Origin of the sequence: Pedobacter lithocola, from assembly GCF_042650845.1 — a bacterium.
Classification (GTDB): Bacteria; Bacteroidota; Bacteroidia; order Sphingobacteriales; family Sphingobacteriaceae; genus Pedobacter; species Pedobacter lithocola.
Window position 1 is genome coordinate 463543 of record NZ_JBHSBW010000016.1, and the last position, 19340, is coordinate 482882.

14 protein-coding genes and 3 tRNA genes are annotated in these 19340 nt (G+C 35.5%); 11 read left to right on the forward strand and 6 right to left on the reverse strand.

The genetic code is table 11. The annotated features are described in order from the left end of the window. Positions 1–23: 23 nt before the first annotated feature. Positions 24–2375 carry an efflux RND transporter permease subunit gene (locus ACFOWA_RS20170; RefSeq protein ID WP_378988799.1) on the reverse strand — a complete coding sequence of 784 codons (2352 nt, stop codon included), beginning with the start codon at positions 2373–2375 and terminating at the stop codon, positions 24–26. Between the two features lie 121 nt (positions 2376–2496). Between ACFOWA_RS20170 and recO the strand changes: the two genes are divergently transcribed. The 5 genes from recO to ACFOWA_RS20195 all read left to right on the forward strand — a co-directional run bounded on the left by recO (position 2497) and on the right by ACFOWA_RS20195 (position 5182). After that, positions 2497–3222 carry a DNA repair protein RecO gene (gene recO, locus ACFOWA_RS20175; protein ID WP_378988801.1) on the forward strand — a complete coding sequence of 242 codons (726 nt, stop codon included), beginning with the start codon at positions 2497–2499 and terminating at the stop codon, positions 3220–3222. A 63-nt stretch (positions 3223–3285) separates the two neighbouring features. Then, positions 3286–3360: transfer RNA gene (locus ACFOWA_RS20180), tRNA-Val, on the forward strand. Between the two features lie 53 nt (positions 3361–3413). Next, positions 3414–3491: transfer RNA gene (locus ACFOWA_RS20185), tRNA-Val, on the forward strand. Between the two features lie 112 nt (positions 3492–3603). After that, complete coding sequence (locus tag ACFOWA_RS20190; protein ID WP_378988803.1) at positions 3604–4527, forward strand: UbiA family prenyltransferase; 924 nt, start codon at positions 3604–3606, stop codon at positions 4525–4527. A gap of 28 nt (positions 4528–4555) precedes the next feature. Next, positions 4556–5182 carry a class I SAM-dependent methyltransferase gene (locus ACFOWA_RS20195; RefSeq protein ID WP_378988805.1) on the forward strand — a complete coding sequence of 209 codons (627 nt, stop codon included), beginning with the start codon at positions 4556–4558 and terminating at the stop codon, positions 5180–5182. Positions 5183–5190: 8 nt separating this feature from the next. Here ACFOWA_RS20195 and ACFOWA_RS20200 read toward each other — a convergent pair whose 3' ends face one another. After that, positions 5191–5358 (reverse strand): hypothetical protein, encoded by a 168-nt coding sequence (locus tag ACFOWA_RS20200; RefSeq protein WP_378988807.1) that lies wholly within the window; start codon positions 5356–5358, stop codon positions 5191–5193. A 211-nt stretch (positions 5359–5569) separates the two neighbouring features. Further along, positions 5570–7027 (reverse strand): amino acid permease, encoded by a 1458-nt coding sequence (locus ACFOWA_RS20205; protein ID WP_378988809.1) that lies wholly within the window; start codon positions 7025–7027, stop codon positions 5570–5572. Positions 7028–7811: 784 nt separating this feature from the next. On the opposite strand from ACFOWA_RS20205, the gene ACFOWA_RS20210 reads away from it, so the two are divergent. The 4 genes from ACFOWA_RS20210 to ACFOWA_RS20225 all read left to right on the forward strand — a co-directional run bounded on the left by ACFOWA_RS20210 (position 7812) and on the right by ACFOWA_RS20225 (position 13284). Beyond that, entirely contained in the window at positions 7812–8147 is a 336-nt protein-coding gene (locus tag ACFOWA_RS20210) for a PadR family transcriptional regulator (protein WP_378988811.1), read from the forward strand. A gap of 20 nt (positions 8148–8167) precedes the next feature. Then, positions 8168–9913, forward strand: a complete 1746-nt coding sequence (locus ACFOWA_RS20215; RefSeq protein WP_378988813.1) for a PspC domain-containing protein — start codon at positions 8168–8170, stop codon at positions 9911–9913. 65 nt (positions 9914–9978) lie between these two features. Beyond that, a complete protein-coding gene (locus ACFOWA_RS20220; RefSeq protein ID WP_378988815.1) occupies positions 9979–12426 on the forward strand; it encodes a TonB-dependent receptor domain-containing protein in 2448 nt (815 codons plus the stop codon). A gap of 459 nt (positions 12427–12885) precedes the next feature. Continuing rightward, the gene (locus ACFOWA_RS20225) at positions 12886–13284 is read left to right on the forward strand and encodes a winged helix-turn-helix transcriptional regulator (RefSeq protein WP_378988817.1); all 399 of its coding nucleotides are present in this window, start codon (positions 12886–12888) and stop codon (positions 13282–13284) included. Positions 13285–13933: 649 nt separating this feature from the next. Here ACFOWA_RS20225 and ACFOWA_RS20230 read toward each other — a convergent pair. After that, complete coding sequence (locus tag ACFOWA_RS20230; protein ID WP_378988819.1) at positions 13934–14362, reverse strand: nuclear transport factor 2 family protein; 429 nt, start codon at positions 14360–14362, stop codon at positions 13934–13936. Between the two features lie 355 nt (positions 14363–14717). Here ACFOWA_RS20230 and ACFOWA_RS20235 point away from each other — a divergent pair. Beyond that, positions 14718–14790, forward strand: a tRNA-Lys gene (locus ACFOWA_RS20235). Positions 14791–15039: 249 nt separating this feature from the next. Next, positions 15040–16260 carry a site-specific integrase gene (locus ACFOWA_RS20240; RefSeq protein ID WP_378988821.1) on the forward strand — a complete coding sequence of 407 codons (1221 nt, stop codon included), beginning with the start codon at positions 15040–15042 and terminating at the stop codon, positions 16258–16260. Between the two features lie 493 nt (positions 16261–16753). Here the strand turns inward: ACFOWA_RS20240 and ACFOWA_RS20245 are convergent, their stop codons facing one another. Both ACFOWA_RS20245 and ACFOWA_RS20250 read right to left on the reverse strand, forming a co-directional pair. Next, positions 16754–17923, reverse strand: a complete 1170-nt coding sequence (locus ACFOWA_RS20245; RefSeq protein WP_378988823.1) for a Fic family protein — start codon at positions 17921–17923, stop codon at positions 16754–16756. Positions 17924–18513: 590 nt separating this feature from the next. Further along, positions 18514–18909: a hypothetical protein gene (locus ACFOWA_RS20250; RefSeq protein ID WP_378988825.1), complete on the reverse strand. Its 396-nt coding sequence runs from the start codon at positions 18907–18909 to the stop codon at positions 18514–18516. Positions 18910–19340: the final 431 nt, after the last annotated feature.

Here is a 19340-nt window from a genome sequence, read left to right on the forward strand (position 1 = left end):
ATTTGATTAGTGGATTTGATTTATTAATGATCAAACCCACCTGCATTTTTTAACGAATCTTCATCAGAAACAACTTTCCTAACTTTCTTTTTATCTAACCATAAAACCAATGCTGGTAATAAGGTTAAGTTAAATATTAAAGCAACGAACAAGGTTATAGATAGTAATAAACCTAGAACAACTGTTCCTCCGAAAGTCGAGGCTGTAAAAATTCCAAAACCAAAGAATAAAATTAAGGCGATATGTGTCATGCTCACACCTGTTTCAGTTATGGTATCTGTTACTACCCTCGGAACGCTAAAATTCGTAAGGTTTAATTCTTGTTGATATCTGGTTAAGAAATATATTGTTTGATCGGAAGCCAAACCAAAAGCAATAGTAAAAATTAAGATTGTTGATGGTTTTAATGAAATTCCAAAATAACCCATAATACCAGCTGTAATAATTAATGGTACTATATTAGGCAGTAAGGAAATAAACATAATGCCTAAACTTTTAAATTGGGCAAGGCGAAGAAGCGAAATTAACACAATGGCTAAACCGATACTTTCGAACAAGTGCTTCAACATATAATCTGTTCCTTTAGAAAAGATTACACTTGAGCCTGTTAATTCTACATCAAATTTATCTGGAGGTAAAATGCTATCAATGCGGGGTTTTAGTTCGGCCATGATGGCATCAAGGCGTTTAGAACCAACATCGGCCATTTGAAAACTAATTCTTGTACTTTGATTATCCTTACTCACAAAATTTGTCAGCAAACTAGCATTTCCTTTTCCGCCGTTAGCGATATAAGATAAAATGAAGTTCTTTTCCATATTATCTGGCAAGCGGAAAAACGTAGAATCGTTATTGTAAAATGCCTGAGTGGCATATTTCAAGCCCATATTTACCGAGATAGACCGAGAAAACTCAGGATATGAAGAAATCATTTTCTCCATTTTTTCCATTCGTTTAAGGTTTGTTAGGTTGAATACACCATTCTTTTTCTTTGTATCAACACTAACCTCAAGCGGTAAAATACCCTCAAAATTCTTTTCGAAAAACTTTAAATCAGTTAGTATTTCTGAGTTTTTAGGTAAATCATCAACCACATAACCATTAACATTTATTCTCATAACGCCTATAAATGCTATTATAGAAATTACAATTGTTGCTATATATATTAAAGAACTTTTGTTTTGAACAAGAACATCAGTTTTTACTAATAATTTATGTAAAAACCCTTCCTCAACATGGGTTTGCGCATTTAATTTTGGTGCAGGCAAATAGCTAAAAATTATCGGGATTAAGCATAGGCACATTAACCAGGTTATCATAACATTTATTGATGCTACGCTACCAAATTGCATTAATAATTCACTTCCGGTAAAATACAATACGCCAAAACCTATAGCCGCTGTTATATTTGCAATAAGTGTAGTAACCGCAATTCTTTCTATTGTTACGCTTAAAGCCCGTTGTTTATCGCCATCTTTTCTAAGCTCATTTTGATATTTATTCAGCAACAAAATACTGTTTGGAATACCAATAATCACAATTAATGGTGGAATAAGTCCTGTTAAAATAGTGAGTTCAAAACCAAATAAAACTAAAGTTCCAATGCTCCAAATCACACCCATAATTACCACCAATATAGGGAAGAAAACGGCATAGAATTTCCTGAAGAAAATTAAAAGGATGATGGCCGAAACCAAAATTGATAAGCCTAAGAATAGTACAAATTCATTGCTTACCAATTTGCTTACCGCTGTGCGGATGTAAGGTAAACCCGAAATGTGTACTTGTATTTTTGATTTTTCTTGAAAAGCTTTTGCTTTCTCTTCAATTTGCTTTAAAATAGGGTTTCGATCGGCTGTATTTAATATTTTGGTATCAAAAGTAATTGCCATTAAAGTTGCATTCTGCCTATTGTAAACCAAACCTTCAAAAAACTGCGTGTTGTAAAGTGTATTTTTAATCGAATCCATTTCAGCATCGGTTTTCACTAATCCTGCAGGAATTGCTTTAAGTTGAAATTTCTGATTAACGGTATCTTTTTCCAGTTGAAAAATTCTTCCGGATGATAAAACCTGCTTAATACCTTTTAGCTTTTGAATGTCATTACTTAACTGAACCCATTGGTTGTAAATTTCTTTCTTAAAAATTGCTGGAGACCGAATGCCGATAACCATTACGCTACCATCTTCGCCAAAGGTTTTTTTGAAATTGTTGTATTTTACGAAAGCACTATCTGTAACTGGCAAAATTTTACTGCCCGTATAAGATAGCTTTACATTTTTGGCCTGGTAAGCCATAAATACTGTGCCCAATAAGAAAAATACGATGATTGCGATACGGTTTTGAAGAATAAATCGCGATAGCTTAATCCACATTTGCAGCTTAGTTTAATGATATTATTTATGGCAAAACTAATCTAATTTGTAAAATGCGATTGGTTTTTGCACAACTAAATTTGCACAAATAACATACTTTTGATAAAAATGTTTTAACAGCATGCTGCACAAGGTTAGGGGTATAGTTTTAAAGACTACAAATTACAGCGAAAGTAGTGTGATTGTACAGGTGCTCACCGATAAATTTGGCATGCAATCTTATCTTATTAATGGTGTTAAAAAGCCCAAAGCAAAGGTAAAGATGAACATGTTGCAATCACTGCATTTGCTTGATATGGTGGTTTATCATAAAGTTAACACCAATATTCAACGCGTATCTGAAGTTCGTCAAACTCCTGTTTTCAAAAGTATTCCATATGATGTAATTAAAACAAGTATTATAATTTTCTTAAATGAGGTGTTGTATAAAAGCATTAGGCAGCAATCGGCTGATGAAAGTTTATTCGACTATATATTTAATTCTGTTGCCTGGTTTGATGAAAGTGAAGATTTGAATCCAAATTTTCATTTATCATTCTTACTTAAACTTACACGATTTTTAGGTTTTTCACCGAATGAAACTAGAAGGACTGATCAGATTTATTTTGACCTGCAAGAAGGGGAATACGTATCAAAGGTTCCCATTCATGCTCAATATTTACAACTTGAAGATGCTTTAATTTTTCTCTCATTATTTAATACGCCTTTAGAAAACATCTCGGATATCAAAATGACGAATAAGCAAAGACGTTTTTTATTAGATAAGATATTGGTTTTCTATACCTTACATACGGCATCATTTGGAGAAGTTCAATCGCACAAAATCCTGGAAATATTGCTTAGCTGAAAAAAAACAAAAAAGATTTGCGAAACAAGATTATACCGCTATATTTGCAATCCCAAAAGGAAAGGGAAATTAGCTCAGCTGGTTCAGAGCACCTCGTTTACACCGAGGGGGTCGGGGGTTCGAACCCCTCATTTCCCACTAAACTTTTCAAGGATTTGAAAGGGTTTTAAATTTTACAATCTCAAATTATTGGGAAATTAGCTCAGCTGGTTCAGAGCACCTCGTTTACACCGAGGGGGTCGGGGGTTCGAACCCCTCATTTCCCACCAAAGCCTTTCAGGGAACTGAAAGGCTTTTTCTGTTTATTATCATCTGATTTAAATTCTACAATTAATATCCATCCAATATCATTTTTATATCCGAAATTGGCAATTCATTTTGATGAGCCAAATAAGTATGGGTAAAATCATCCGCTTTATATTTTTCGGTAATTACTTTGTGGGTGTTTTGGCTGTTGCTTTAACTTTAGAAGCAACATTGCAATTGCGATTGCCTTTCAATTCCATTAACTACTACTTACTGTTATTCTTAGCGCCCACAATTTATTATACTTACGCTTACAACAAGGTTTCAACAAGTCCTACAGCAATTAACCCACGAAATCAATGGTATTTTAAACATAAGCAATTCCTAAATAGGAGTCAGGTTTTACTAATGTGCCTATGTTTGGTTTTAGCCTTTAATTTGCTCTTTCAAAACTTTTATAACATTTTAAATCTTCCAACTTCTTATTGGATAGCAATATTGATTATTATAGTTGCTGGTGCCTTATATTACGAGTTATTGCCAAAATCTTTGTTAAATTTTAACCTTCGAAATACAGGTTGGTTAAAAGCCTTTGTAATTGGTTTCGTTTGGGCTTGTTGCGCCAATGTGTTGCCGCTAATTATGTTAAAAATAGAAACGGGAATCGGTTACCATGATTCTGTTTTGTGGACCTGGCTCTTTATAAAAAACTGGATGTTTTGTACAGTTAACGCTATAATTTTTGATATTAAAGATTATCCAACGGATGCAAATAAACATTTAAGAACTTTTGTGGTACGTTATGGTTTGCGCAGAACGATTTTTAACATCCTTATTCCTTTATTAATTATAGGGTTGCTCTCGCTCGGCATTTTTGCTGTTTACAAAGGATTTGGCTGGCCTCAGGTTTTGTTTAACGTGCTACCATTCATCTTAACAATTTATTTAGCTTACTCCATGCATAAACGAAAGAAGATTTTATACTACTTAATGGTTATAGACGGTTTAATATTATTCAAAGCGATTTGTGGTATTATAGGAATGCAATTTGTTAAATAATTGATATGTATTCTCAACTCCTGAAAAATTGAATAATAACTACGATAAAATTGCTAAAAATTACGATGTACTGAGTCGCTTGGTATTTGGTAAATCGCAGGTTAATGCGCAAATCAATCAATTAAAATCCATTGGCGATAAAAGTATTGTATTGATTGTTGGCGGCGGTACAGGCTGGATTTTGGAAGAAATCTCAAAGATACATTCTACGGGATTAGAGATAAGTTATGTGGAGATTTCTAAGGAAATGATAACACTTTCTAAAGCTCGAAACTTTGAAGAGAATACAGTCGATTTTGTTAATATTGCTATTGACGATTTTTATACTTCTATAGAATTTGATGTTATTCTAACGCCTTTTTTATTTGATAATTTTAAGTTAGAAAAAGCCGAATTGATTTTTAATAAGCTAAATTCGATGTTAAAAATAGGAGGGTTTTGGCTTTTCGTAGATTTTAATCTATCCAAATCAAAAGGTAAATTGTGGCAACGAGTTTTATTAAATTCGATGTATATTTTCTTTAAAACATTAGGTATTGTAGAAGCATCAAATCTTATCGAGATGACTCCATACTTTTTAAATAGAAAATTTGAAATTGTGCAAGAACAATTCTATTATAATAAATTTATAAAAGCTACCGTATTTAAAAAATAAAATCTCTTTTAATTGAACAAAATTGCACCAGCGATAGTTGCTGCAAACATAGCTGCCATAACAATTCTATCTGCATTAATCCATTGCGCTTTTGTAAGGTTGCTAATGATTTTTTCTTCGGTTTGTACTTTCGACTTTGCAAATCGAAAAACTGATGTGTCTAATTTAATAATCATAGGAAAATGTTTTTTATAGGTATTTTCCATAAGACAAATGTTAAGCCAAAGAATAAAAATTTGTTTAAATGTTAATAACTTACAAATTATTGTTAACGGATTGATTTTTATCTACTTGAAGAACGCTATAAAACCATTTGCTTGAAAAGCGAGCGGTTAGATAATTCCTCAATAATATCATATCGGATAATTTTTTCCTCAGAATTCTACACTATTTTATTGGTTCTTGTGTCGAATTTACTCCATTAAGCTTACTGTGTTTTTTGCCGTACCAATAATAGATGGCTAAACCAATAAATAACCAAACGCCAAGTCTTAACCAAGTTTCCCATGGTAAAAATGCCATCATTATAAGACAAACTAAAATCCCTAAAATTGGGATTAGTGGCACAAATGGAACTCTAAATGGACGTTTCGCATCTGGATCTGTTTTTCTCAGAATGAGAATTCCTACGCAAACCATTAAAAAGGCTAAAAGCGTACCGATGCTTGTCATTTCTCCAACTACATTCATGGGTACAAATGCGGCGAAAATTCCGATGAAGGCACACAACATCATGTTCGATTTCCATGGGGTTTTAAATTTTGGATGCACATCAGAAAAAATCTTCGGTAGCAAACCATCTTTACTAATCGAATAAAACATTCTCGATTGCGCCATTAAATCAATCAAAATTACTGAGGTATAACCGATTAAAATTGCCAAAATTATTCCCTGACTTAACCATGCATAAGGTGTTTTTTCTATTGCGATAGCAACCGGAGCGCCGCTATTTGCAAATTCCTTATAGTTCGCCAATCCCGTCATAACGTGACCAAACAAACCGAATAATACCGTACAAACGAGTAAAGAGCCAATTATTCCAATGGGTAAATCTCTGGAAGGATTTTTAGTTTCCTGTGCGGATGCTGCAACAGCATCGAAACCAATAAATACAAAGAACACTAAACCTGCACCGCGTAATACACCACTCCAGCCGTAATGTCCAAAGGTTCCTGTGTTTTCGGGTATATATGGATGGTAATTTGCCGGGTCGATGTATTGCCAGCCAAGGGCGATGAAAACCAAAACAACACCAACTTTTAGAAAAACGATAATGCCATTTACAATTGCCGAGCCTTTGGTACCACGAATTAAAATTGCGGTCATTAAAACTACAACCAATGCCGCAGGGATATTCACTATTCCACTAACCGTACTTCCATCAGCAAGTTTTGCAGTTTCGAAAGGCGAAAGCGTAAGTTGTGGAGGTAAATAAAGGCCCAGACTGGCTAAAAATCGGGTTAAATATTGCGACCAACTTATAGCAACTGTAGCGCAGCCCACAGAGTATTCTAAAACCAAATCCCAGCCAATAATCCATGCGAAAAGTTCGCCCATTGTTGCATAAGAATAGGTGTAAGCGCTTCCAGCTACTGGAATCATTGAAGCAAATTCTGCATAACATAATGCGGCAAAACCGCAGCCTAGCGCTGCAATAACAAATGATAAAGTAACTGCTGGTCCGGAATGGTTTGCGGCCGCTAGTCCGGTAATAGAGAATAGCCCTGCACCCAGAGTTAAACCAACGCCTATTAATATCAAATTAACAGGACCAAGGGTTCTTTTTAACGAACCTTCGCCTTGTTGATTGGCTTCTGCAACAATACTGGCTATAGATTTTTTCATCTGATAAAATTAAACGCTGCAAAATTATCAAAATATATTAAATCTATGGTGTTTGTATAGTTTTTTTGTTCTCGCTGAAGTGCTTTAAATATCGTTGTTACACCATTTTAGATTGAAATAATAGTAACCTGAATGATATTATCAACACATTCGTCTTTGCGAGGCACGAAGCAATACTTGAACGGCCGTTAGGTTTCTCAAATAATTTGGATTGCTTCATGCCTCGCAATGACGCGGCAGTTAAGGTTTTTTGTGCTGGATTTTTGTCTCGTAAGTCTAAAAGGATTTTCGCAGAAATTAAGATGTTTTTATCGATTTTTTACTGTGAATTACTTGTAAAGTCCTAAGTAATTTAAACCTGATTGAGCCAAATAGCTCCCGATTTTTCATCGGGACTATAGGCGAAAAGCAGGACTATCTTGGCCAAAGAACCGCAGGTTTTGCTTTTCAAAAAAGGTTAAAATCCAACTATTATAATAATCACATTATCGATTTTTTACTGTGAATTACTTGTAAAGTCCTGAGTAATTTAAACCTGATTGAGCCAAATAGCTCCCGATTTTTCATCGGGACTATAGGCGAAAAGGAGGACTATCTTGGCCGAAGAACCGCCGGTTTTGCTTTTCAAAAAACGGTAAAATATATCAATTTATCTTCATTAAAATTATTTATGTAAATTATTCAAAAAATTAGTAATCTGATTTACAGTTAGTTGTTTGTAAACTTTAAATTATTTTAGTACTATGTAATGCATAGTATTATAAAAATAATATATCTTTGTTTTATGATAGCAGAAAATACGCAAACACAAATGCGGAAAGGAATTCTGGAATACTGTGTTTTATCAATTATAGCAAGAGGAGAAATTTATGCCTCGGATATTATTGCTGAATTAAAATCGGCAAAACTGCTTGTTGTTGAGGGAACATTGTATCCATTATTAACCAGGCTTAAAAACAATGGTTTATTAAGCTACAACTGGGTAGAATCTACCTCGGGTCCGCCACGGAAATATTATACTTTAACAGAAGATGGTAAAAGCATTTTATCTCAATTAGATCAAACCTGGCAAGAGTTGGCTTATGCTGTAGGTATATCACAAACAGGAGCTAATTCGTAACAATTTATAACCGCAAAGAAATGGAAAAGACCATCATCATAAATATTGGCAACACAATTATTCATATTGAAGAAAGTGCCTACGAGCTTTTAAAGGCTTATTTAAACGAAGTGAAACACTATTTTGTAAATCATGCTGATGATTTGGAAATTGTTACCGATATCGAAAATCGAATTGCAGAATTATTAACCGAGCAATTAGAAGAACAGAAAAAACAGGTTGTGGATGCTGCCAATGTTAATTTTGTTATCGGCCAAATGGGGCGTGTGCAGGATTTTGACACGATTGAAGATGAGGAAAGCGAGCCTGTTGTAAACACAAACTATCAAGCTCAACCGGTAGATAAAAAATTGTACCGCGATATGGATGAGCGTGTAATTGCTGGTGTATGTGCCGGTGTTGCTCATTATTTAGATTTCGATGTGAAATGGATTCGTTTAGCTACTCTTTTGACAATTTTACTTGGTGGAACTGGTCTTTTGGTTTATGCGTTGCTTTGGATAATTATGCCAAAAGCTAAATCGAGATTAGAAAAAATGGAGATGAAAGGCGAACCCGCCAATCTACAGGGATTTCAAAAAAACCTTGATGAAGAATTGCAGGCAGTAAAAGAACGTTTATCTGAAGCCAACAAACATGCACAGCCAATTTTCGCACAGGTGGGTACTTTTATTGGTGAGTTTTTCGAATGGCTGGGTCGTTTTGTTTCAGGTACCGGAAAAGTAATATTTAAGGTTATTGCCATTGTTATTATTGTATTTGGAGCATTATTTTTACTTTCATTAATTATCGGAGCGGCTGCATTTCAAGGTTTTTGGGATGAAAGTATTTATGAATATTTCCCGTTTTCTATAGTTAATGAAGGAAACCGTGGTGTGATTGTTTTAAGTGCATTTATTGTATGTTTCATCCCCATTTTAGCGCTTGTTCTCTTTTCTATTCGTGTTGCTTTTAGTAAACAAGCTATAAATAAAACACTTTCGTTCGCCTTATTAATTATCTGGTTGGCTGGCGTTGCCACCGTGGGTTATCAAGCGGCGAAAATTTCATCAGAGTTTAAGCAGCATGCAGAACTTACTCAAACAGATGATTTAAAAACGCTACCCACTTACATTATTGATATCGATAAAAGTAAATTTTTTAGTAAGGAAGATAGCATTGCCTACCACATCAACGGAAACGAAAAAAATAAAATTGTGGTTGATGATTTTGAAGATGGACCGTTCGTTTCGCCTAACAATGTTCGCATCATCATTAATAAAAGCGAAACAACTTCATCTCGTATTGTTCAGAAATATGAATCGCAGGGAAAAACTTTCCCGAGTGCGTTGCAGAATGCTCAAAATATAAGCTACAGCTATATTACAAAAGATGAATCATTAGTTTTCAATCCTCGCTTTCAACTAAAAAAAGGTAGCATTTGGCGCAATCAGGAGGTTTACATTTACCTCGAAGTTCCTGTTGGAACAAAGCTGATTATTAAACAAGATGCTTACAGATATATTAACAATTATGGAACCTGGGATTGTGCTGATAAAGAAAATGATTCTAACGATTCCACTGCCTGGATAATGACAGAAGAGGGTTTGAAATGCATTGCACAATTAAAAGAAGATGCTATAAAGAAGAAGAAGCTACAACAAGAACTGCTTGATTTGGAATTTTTGAAGAAAAACAGGTCAACTGATTCCGTTTATCAGGATTCAGTATCTACCAGAATTAGAGAAGTTGAGCAAGAGTTGGGTATTAATATTGAAGAAAACTAACTTTTATACCTTTGAAGTTTAATCTGCGCATCGCATTAAACTTCAAAGGTCAAATTTAAAAAACCATGAAAACATTATTTATGCTAATTGCATGCCTTTTGGTGTGTGGGGTTTCCTTTGCCCAAAAATTTAATAAACTTTCGGGTAAAGTTGTAGATGAAAAAGGTTTGGGCTTGCCGTTTGCAGTAGTAAAAATTTTAAATTCTCCTGATACAACGGTAGTAAAAAGCGGTGCTGCCAATGTAAACGGAGAATTTATTTTCGAAGACCTAAAACCAGGTAATTACCAAATGCAAGTTTCTATGATTGGATACAAAATCAAAAAGACTGCTGTGTTTAATCTCAATGCGGATGTTAAAATTCCTGATATTTTGATGGAAACGGATGCCAAACAACTTAAGGATGTTAGTATTCAGGGTCGCAAACCTTACATAGAGCATCAAATGGATAAAACGGTTGTAAATGTAGAAAATAGTATTGTTTCATCGGGAAGTACTGCTTTAGAAGTATTGGAAAAGGCACCGGGTGTTCAAATAGACAGGCAAAGCGAACAGATAAAACTCAACAATAAATCAGGCGTAACCATTATGATTGATGGGAAAACCAATTTTCTTTCGGGTGCTGATGTTACTACTTTATTAAGCAACATGAGTAGCGATCAAATTGCAACCATCGAACTTATAACCAATCCTTCATCAAAATACGATGCATCAGGTAATGCCGGAATTATCAACATCAAGTTAAAAAGAAACAAAGCTTTTGGTACAAACGGAACTGTTTCATTGAACGGCGGACAAGGTATTATGCCAGATTCACCGAAAGATTTGGCAAGAGCAGGCATTAATCTAAACCTAAATCATAGAGATGGTAAGTGGAATATTTTTGGAAATGGAGCTTTGGCCAGAAAAGCAAGTTTTAACAATACCTTTCTCACAAGAACTACTTTTGCTAATGGTTTAGCAAGCGATTTTACTCAAAATTTTGACAGAAAAAATAAAGGAGTTGGCTTCCAGGGAAAGTTGGGTGCAGATTATTATGCATCGGAAACGACTGTTTTTGGTGTAATGGTTGATGCGAATACCGTAAATACCGATCTTGTAAATTTCAGCAATACATCGATAAAAGAAGTACAATCGAACGTATCGAGCAACAATTCGGTATTGCAAGATGCTTTTTCTAAATCACCTGCAAATAACTTAACGGCTAATTTTAATGTTAAGCACGATTTCGATAAAGCTGGTAAAAACATCTCATTTGATGTTGATTATTCAAATTTCAACAATAAAAAAAATGAAGAATTTAATGCCAGATATTTAAACCATGCAGGGCAGCAAACCAACGCTACTTTATTAAGAAATACTACAGATGCTAACATAGATATATTTGCCGCAAAAACTGATTTAGTTCTACTCATCAATAAAACAATGAAGTTTGAAGCCGGATTAAAAAGCAGTTACGTGGTAACACATAATGATTTTTTGTCAGAACAATTTATAGCCGATATGTGGCAAAATGATTTAAACAAATCGAACAATTTCGTTTACAAAGAGAACATAAATGCGGCCTATTTTAATTTTGGTAAAGAATGGAAGGTTTGGCAAATTCAATTCGGTTTAAGGGCAGAGCATACACACTCAAACGGAAACTCTGTTACTGCAAATAAAGAAGTAGATAGGAATTACCTTTCCTTGTTTCCTACTGCATTTTTAAATCAGAAACTGAATGAGAATAACAACATTAAGTATTCGTATAGTCGCCGGGTTGACCGACCAAATTACCAGCAATTAAATCCGTTTGCATTTTATATGGACCCATATGCTATCGACCAAGGAAATCCATACTTAAAACCTCAATTTACTGATAATTATGAAATTGGTTATAGCCATAAAGAAGTTTCGCTTTCGGTAAATTATGCTAATACGAAGGATTTAATCACTCAAATTTCTCAGCAAGATGAAGTAACCCGAATAGTTAGCGTAATCAGGCAGAATTTAGGCAGAGCGCAAAACTATTCTGCAAACCTATATTTTCCTGTAAAAATTACTAAATGGTGGAATATGCAAAACAATGCGAGTTTGTACTATAACAAATTTACCGATGCAAACATAGAAGGTGCAGCCTACAGTGCAAGTAAACTGGCGTATAATTTCAATACCTCCCAAACATTTATTTTACCTAAAAGCATCACTGTAGAAATAAGTTTTTGGTACGAATCGCCAAAGGTTTCCGGTGTAGAGCAAACAACCATTCCGCAATATGCTTTAAATGCCGGAATACAAAAAAGTATGTTAAACAAAAAGCTTAAGTTAAGGCTAAATATGGATGATATTCTGCTTACCAATTACTGGAAAGGGGCACTTGATTACCAAAACGTAAATTTAAGGGTTACAAACCGTTACACCAGCAGACGGGCAAATTTTAGCGTGAGTTATGGTTTTGGTAACCAAAATGTGAAATCAGCAAGATCTAGAAATACTGCAACCGATGATATAAAAGGCAGGGCTGGAGGTTAGGGTATAGTCTTAGTTGTCAGTCTGAGTTTATCAAAGACAAGATATAGTACTTCGACAAGCTCAGAATGACAAGAGCTCTAAATTTTGCTTTCTATTTTAACCTCACCCTATGAAAGAAGGTATTTATTGTATTGACATTGCATCCCCTCTCCTTGAAGAGAGGGAAACAGAAATTGTGGTTTGAACCAATCTGTGTAACTCGTATATCCATTAAATCCCTCTCTTAGGAGAGGGGTAGCACAGCATGAGTTAAACCAAAATTTTGATAGGGTGAGGTTAAAATTATGTATTGCTCATAGATAATTATTAAACGTCATATCTTATTTGGTGGAATAAGATAAGTGTAAACAAAATAACTTTCTGTAAGTAAGGCTTTGGGATTTTTAGTGTATATATACATAATAGGTTTTATGATTTAAAATGTTTTATGTTGTTAATTAGACATAAAAATATAGCCGAATGGCATACTTTTGCCTTGATAATATTTATGGTATTATGATGAATAAAGACCGTTGTTTAAAGCCCGCGACTGATGAAGAATGCAAAAAAGCATGGCTCGCTTTGCAAGATACTCTCGACGTTGTTGGAGGCAAATGGAAATTAGTTTTGATAGCCATTTTAAGGGGTGGTAAACTGAAGTTTCGCGAATTATCCAGAGAAGCTGATATATCTCCAAGAATTTTATCAAGGGAATTAAAGGATCTTGAAATCAACGGTTTGGTTACCAGAACTGTGTTAAACACTCGACCAATCTCCGTCGAATACGAATTAACGCCTTATAGCCAAACGCTCTCAGAAATGATAGTCTCCATGCACGAATGGGGGAAACAGCATCGTCAAAGAATCAAAGAACAATAATTTTTAATCCTACTTTTTAGTTTGCGTCACCCTGAAATAAATTCAACAAGACGTGTCGTACAAGCATTACGGCGATAAAACAGCATATATTAAGTTTAAACATCGAACCCAGGTTACAAAGATTTCTCAATCATTTTCGGAATTACATTCATACTTCTTCTGTGCTTTCTGTGTTTCTGTGGCAATTTTATTTTTTCCTGAAAACGTTAGTTCAGTAATTCTTTTGGTGTTTCAGCCCTGCTTTCCATTTCAAGCCCAATGAAGAATTGGGGCTTTCCATTTCAATCACGTTTATTTAACAAAGGTAAGTCGCTTTTCGGGCATTGCCGTCAGATCCATTGGAACGTAGCGGAACTACAATCTTCATACGGCCAATTAAAAAGATTTCTCGGCTACGCTCGAAATGACGTCATATATTCCCGTCATCTCGATTGGAGCGCAGCGGAATAGAGCGGTCTTTGACCAATAGTTTTCCTAATTACTAACCTGAATACGATTATTAATTTTCCTTCAACTTATTAATAAGCTACATTTTTTAGTTTACGTCACCCTGAATTATTTCCCAATCTTTTTCGCAGTGAAGATGCTGAAATAAATTCAGCAAGACGTGTCGTAAAACAATACGGCAATAAAACAGTAACTATTAAATTTATACAAATGCCTCAAAAATCGAAGTTGGGTTCCAATACTCGCGATAGTTTTCAATTTGCTCTCCTCTTATCGAAATACGACCCACATAGATTTGTTGGTATAACTTGCCAGTAGCAATTACTTTGGCACTGCCTTCAAATTCTACAAATACCGTGTTTCGGTCGGATGTATGGAAGAAATTGAAATTTGTGAAAGCCCAATCAGTTGCCCCTTTAATTACGTTTGTAATGTATTCGGTAATTGCTTCGTTTCCACTTACTGTTTTTGCATATGGCGCTGGTGCAAAAGGAAATTCCTGAACCGCATCTTCAGTAAATATTTTAGCGTATTCTTCCTTGTTCATTTCCGGGTTTGTAAAATAAGATAAGTGCTTACGAAATAAACTTTCGGCATGCGAAACCTTATTATTGTTATTGTATGTGTTCATAATTTTGCTGTTAATTAATAAATTCTGTGTTGTTAATTAGATGCAAAAATATGTTAGAACAAAGGCACTCATACTATGGGTTACATTTGAGATACCGATAACATTTAGGATACCATGGTAAATAAAACTGTGGAGTAAGACGGTAGAGTATGAAGTTAGGCTTTGAATTGGGTATTATCTAGTTGTCAGTTTGAGCTTGTCGAAGACCTATGATAAAATACTTCAACATCCTAAGTATGATATAGGATAAAAAAAATACTGTGAAAAATTTAGCATCAATACGTAGGGCATTTCTACTCACTAGACAATAAATTGCTATATCACCCTTTTACTTTATATTTGATTAATAATCACCGACTTCTTAGCTCAGCTGGTAGAGCAACAGACTCTTAATCTGTGGGTCCAGGGTTCGAACCCCTGAGGGGTCACTGAAAACAAGGTTAAAAAACACTAAATCGATGTAAATCAAATGATTACTGTTTTTTTTTGAAAGACATAAAAGACCTAATATGTGCATTAAATCGCATATAAAAGGTGCGTCATTCGGTGAGTCATTTAAAATTCTTAAATGACTCACCGAATCCCTTGTAACCAATTGTTAATCAAGTAGTTCATAGAGTGAACATCTTGTCGTTTTTAGACTGTAAGGCTAACTTTGTTAACCTTATTTCAGTTATATGAAAACTAATTTCAGTTTGCTCTTTTATGTGAAGAGACCAAAGAATCAACAAAAGAGAATTGTTCCGGTTTATGTGCGCATAACGGTTTCGGGACAACGTTCCGAAACAACTACCGGTGTTAATTGTGATCTCGACCGCTGGAATTCTAAAACAGGTCGCCAGACCGGGAACAAAGAAGAAGTGAAAATCTTCAATGCATACCTTGACAATCTTCAGTCAGATATTTATAAGGCTCATAAGAATCTTTCGGAGTCATCTGGGGAAATTACAGCAGAAAGTATTAGGTGTAAGTGGTTGGGGATTGAAACGGAAATTCACACCATAGCGGAGGCTATTCAGCTTCATAATCAGAAGATGGAGGCTTTAATTGGGAATGGTTATGCCTTAGGAACCCTCAAAAGATTTCAGGTATTGGAGCGTCACGTTTTAGCATTTCTTGAAAAGAAATATCGTACCAAAGACATGAACATTAAGAAAATCAATCGTCCTTTTGTAAATGACTTTGAATTCTTTCTGAGAACGGAAAATAAATGTTCTGGTAATACTGCTGCAAAATACCTAAAGAATTTTGGGAAGATTCTCCGAATCACTTTGGCATCAGGATGGATTGATAGAGATCCAATGTTTGGTTTTAAGATAAAGATGAAACCCGTCGAACGCCCTTTTTTGTCACAAGAAGAACTTAATAGCTTGGCCAGAAAAGAATTTTCTACTGAAAGGCTTTCTCAAGTCAGGGATGTTTTTCTTTTTTGTTGTCTTACCGGACTCGCATACTCAGACGTAGAAAAACTAAGTTTATCAAATATCCAGATAGGAATCGACGGTAGCAGCTGGATTTATACCAACAGGACAAAAACAGGTGTACGCTCTGCCGTTCCTTTACTAGCTTCGGCTGTTGTAATATTGGACAGATATAAAGATAATCCCTATTGTGCAAGTAAAGGTAGGGTACTACCAGTATCAAGTAACCAGAAGATGAATGAGTATCTGAAAGAGATTGCAATTCTCTGTGGAATTGAAAAACACTTGAGTTCCCATATCGCAAGGCACACTTTTGCAACAACGGTAACTTTACTAAATGGAGTTCCGATCGAAAGCGTTTCGAAAATGCTAGGACATACTAATATTAAAACAACTCAAATTTATGCCAAGGTCTTAGATATCAAGGTGAGCGCAGACATGGCGTTATTGAAGGAAAAATTTTTTATTATCCAATAGTCAAAATAGCGTAGCTTTTAAGTAATGTTAGAACAATTCTTTTAAACTGATTGTTAATCGGAGGGTCGCTTGTTCGAGTCAAGCAACTAGGTCTGATAATCAATTATTTAGTCCCCATTCCGTCCGAGTGGGGCTTTTTATTTACAATAAAAATTATATTTTTTTTGATTCTCATAGCTAAACTCATTGTACTCTTCGCTTTCAGATTTGCAAATTATAACATGACAGCCCAACCTTATTTGCACAAGTGTTTATCGCCTTTTCACCTAGAGTCAATCCGCGAAAAATCGAACTTTTATGAACATTGTGAAGCGGTAGTAAATTTTGAAAAAGTGGTAATGAACAAAATTGAGGGGCAGTATAGGAAAAAGAAATTATTATAAGTGTTTTCAGTATCGGGTTGATGACTAGCTATACTAGGAGAGACACCTAATCTAAATGAAAAATTAAATCAAGAGAATTTTTATAAATTTTTTGTTTAAATGTATTAAAATTAGAAGTTGATGACCCGTGAGTTTTCACTTAAAGCGTAGGTAGTACTTCTACCCCCACCAGCTTCCTTAATTAAAATTCTCCGTTCAATCAAATCTGCTATATCCCGTCCTGCTGTATCTTGAGAGCATTTTGTTATTTTCGCCCATTTTGAGGAATTAAGCTTTCCATCAAAGCCATCTAACAGTTTATTCAACATATGTCTTTGTCTATCATTGATATTCGTAGTAGCAGGATTTTCCCAGAACTTAGCTTTTTGAATTACATTCGCCAATGTTTGGCCTGTATTAGACAAAGCTCTATCATAACAGGAAAGAAACCATTCTAACCATTCAGTTATATCCAAATCTCCTTTTTGTGTTTTCTCAAGCATGTCATAATACGTATTTCGCTCTACTCTTATTTGAGAGGACATACTGTAAAACCGTTGTGCACTCTCATCTGCTCGTGCCAGTTGCATATCTGTAATAGCCCGTGCAATACGGCCATTACCATCATCAAATGGGTGGACCGTAACAAACCATAGATGAGCTATACCTGCTTTTAAAACTGGATCAATATCAACGGTAGAATTGAACCAAGTTAGAAAGTGCTTCATTGCTTGCTCGAGGAGTTCGGCGTCCGGTGCTTGGTAGTGCACTGTTTCCCTCCCCATTGCGCCGGAAATTACCTGCATAGGATCATCTTTTGAATTATTCCGCCAATTACCTACTACAATTTTATACATACCGCTTCTGCCTGTGGGGAAGAGTGCTGCATGCCATCCAAACAATCGCTCGTCGCCAAGGGCTGAGTTATAACGCTGAGTAGCATCCAGCATCATTTCAACTACGCCATCAACGTTTCTGTCTGAGGGAACAAGTCCGGCGACTTCCATTCCTAACCGCCTGGCGATGGATGAACGTACCTGGTCAGCGTTAAGAATTTCCCCTTCAATTTCACTCGACTTCAAAACATCTTGAGTAAGTGTTTGTAGGGTAGCTTCTTCTTTTAGGCTAAAGCCTAGCCCCTCCATTTTGCCCAATAACCTACCTTGCTTATGCCTTACCGACGTAAGCAATTTTGAGAGTGCCTTATCATCCCAAGTAAACTTTGGCCAAGCCTTATATTGGTGTATGTACATTATATTCTCCGCAAGATATGCGGTAAATATAGCTTGTTTTCTCCGCATAAGCAAATGTAATCTAACGAAAAAATGCGGAGATTAAGCGGGCTAATCTCCGCAGGTGTTGAGATTATTTGTTATTACCCGGCTTCTAATTTATACGTCATACCTCAATCACTTCATTACTGATATCAAATAGAGTCAATAAAATCGTAGGTAGGAATTTAGGTTATGTGGTTTTATCCGACAAGCTATAGTAGGACTATACACACTTATCCATAATTGTTCCGGGGCAGAGAGCATCATATGTTTAATGAGATTCGGGTATCTTTTTAGGGAGTGGTTGGAGTCATTAGTCCTAACGGAGCGTTTCCTCCGCCGTATAAGTAGTCCATGAAATCTCAAAAGATCATAAAGCTGGTCTCTCCCCATCTTTATATTATGCTTTTCCATTTCCAGAGAAGCATGTATAGCAGTTTCCTTGTTCCCAAAAACGGAACTGCTGTACGGAATTCAGCCACCAAGGCTAATACCACCATGTGGGAAATATCAGTTTTTATCGCTGTTTTCTGCGCCAAATAATAAGCCTTGGCGGCTTACACCAAACAGTGCACAAAGTTCAATCAGACGCTTATCCGGTAGTTTTTGCTGCATTCCTAAGACCGTTTGGTACCACGCTTTTTTCTAATATTGATCTTAAGTTCGCTTTCCGCAACCTCAATCATAGTCTCTAATCCAACATTTCTTAGCTGGGCATCAGCCAAAGCATTTGTTAGCTCATCGATCTTTTTCTTAAGAAGTTTTGTCTCCTGGTTTTCGTCCATCGCTGAAAGTACATTAGATGCTTTTGAATGTACCAAGATAGCTAAATTATGCTTATCGAGCCAATTTCCTATAGTACTTGGGGGCAAACCATATTTACGGCCAGCAGTCCGCTTACTAAGCATACCAGAATTAACTTCGCATACGATTTTCTCTTTAACATCCTCACCTAATCGCCTCCAAGGTTTCCTGGTTGCAATTTTTGTCTTGTCTTTACTTTTTGTTGCCATTTTGCTGTTTTTAATGACAAGCTATAGCAGGACGAGACAAAGATACTCAATGATGTAATTCTAGATTTTGAGTACAGGAAAATAAAATCAGACTGTGAAAGAAATATCCTCATTCTTGAAAATAGACTCATCGATTTATCTAGGGGAAAAGAGAGTATTGGTGAATTAATCGGAAAAGCGACTGGATTGCTGAAAAACCTTAATGAAACATATATAGAGGAGGATTCTGAAGGAAAAAGGCGGTTAATTAGTTCGATCTACCCCCAAAAAACTCACTTTTGACGGAACACAACATCGAACTGTTCGAATGAATGAGGCTGTGCGCGTTCTAGGTACTTTAAAGGCCGTTTTTGAGGGTAAAAAAAAGGGGCAAACCAAACAAAAATTTGATTTGCCCACTATGGTAGGGTCAATCCGCGGAAGTTCGACCT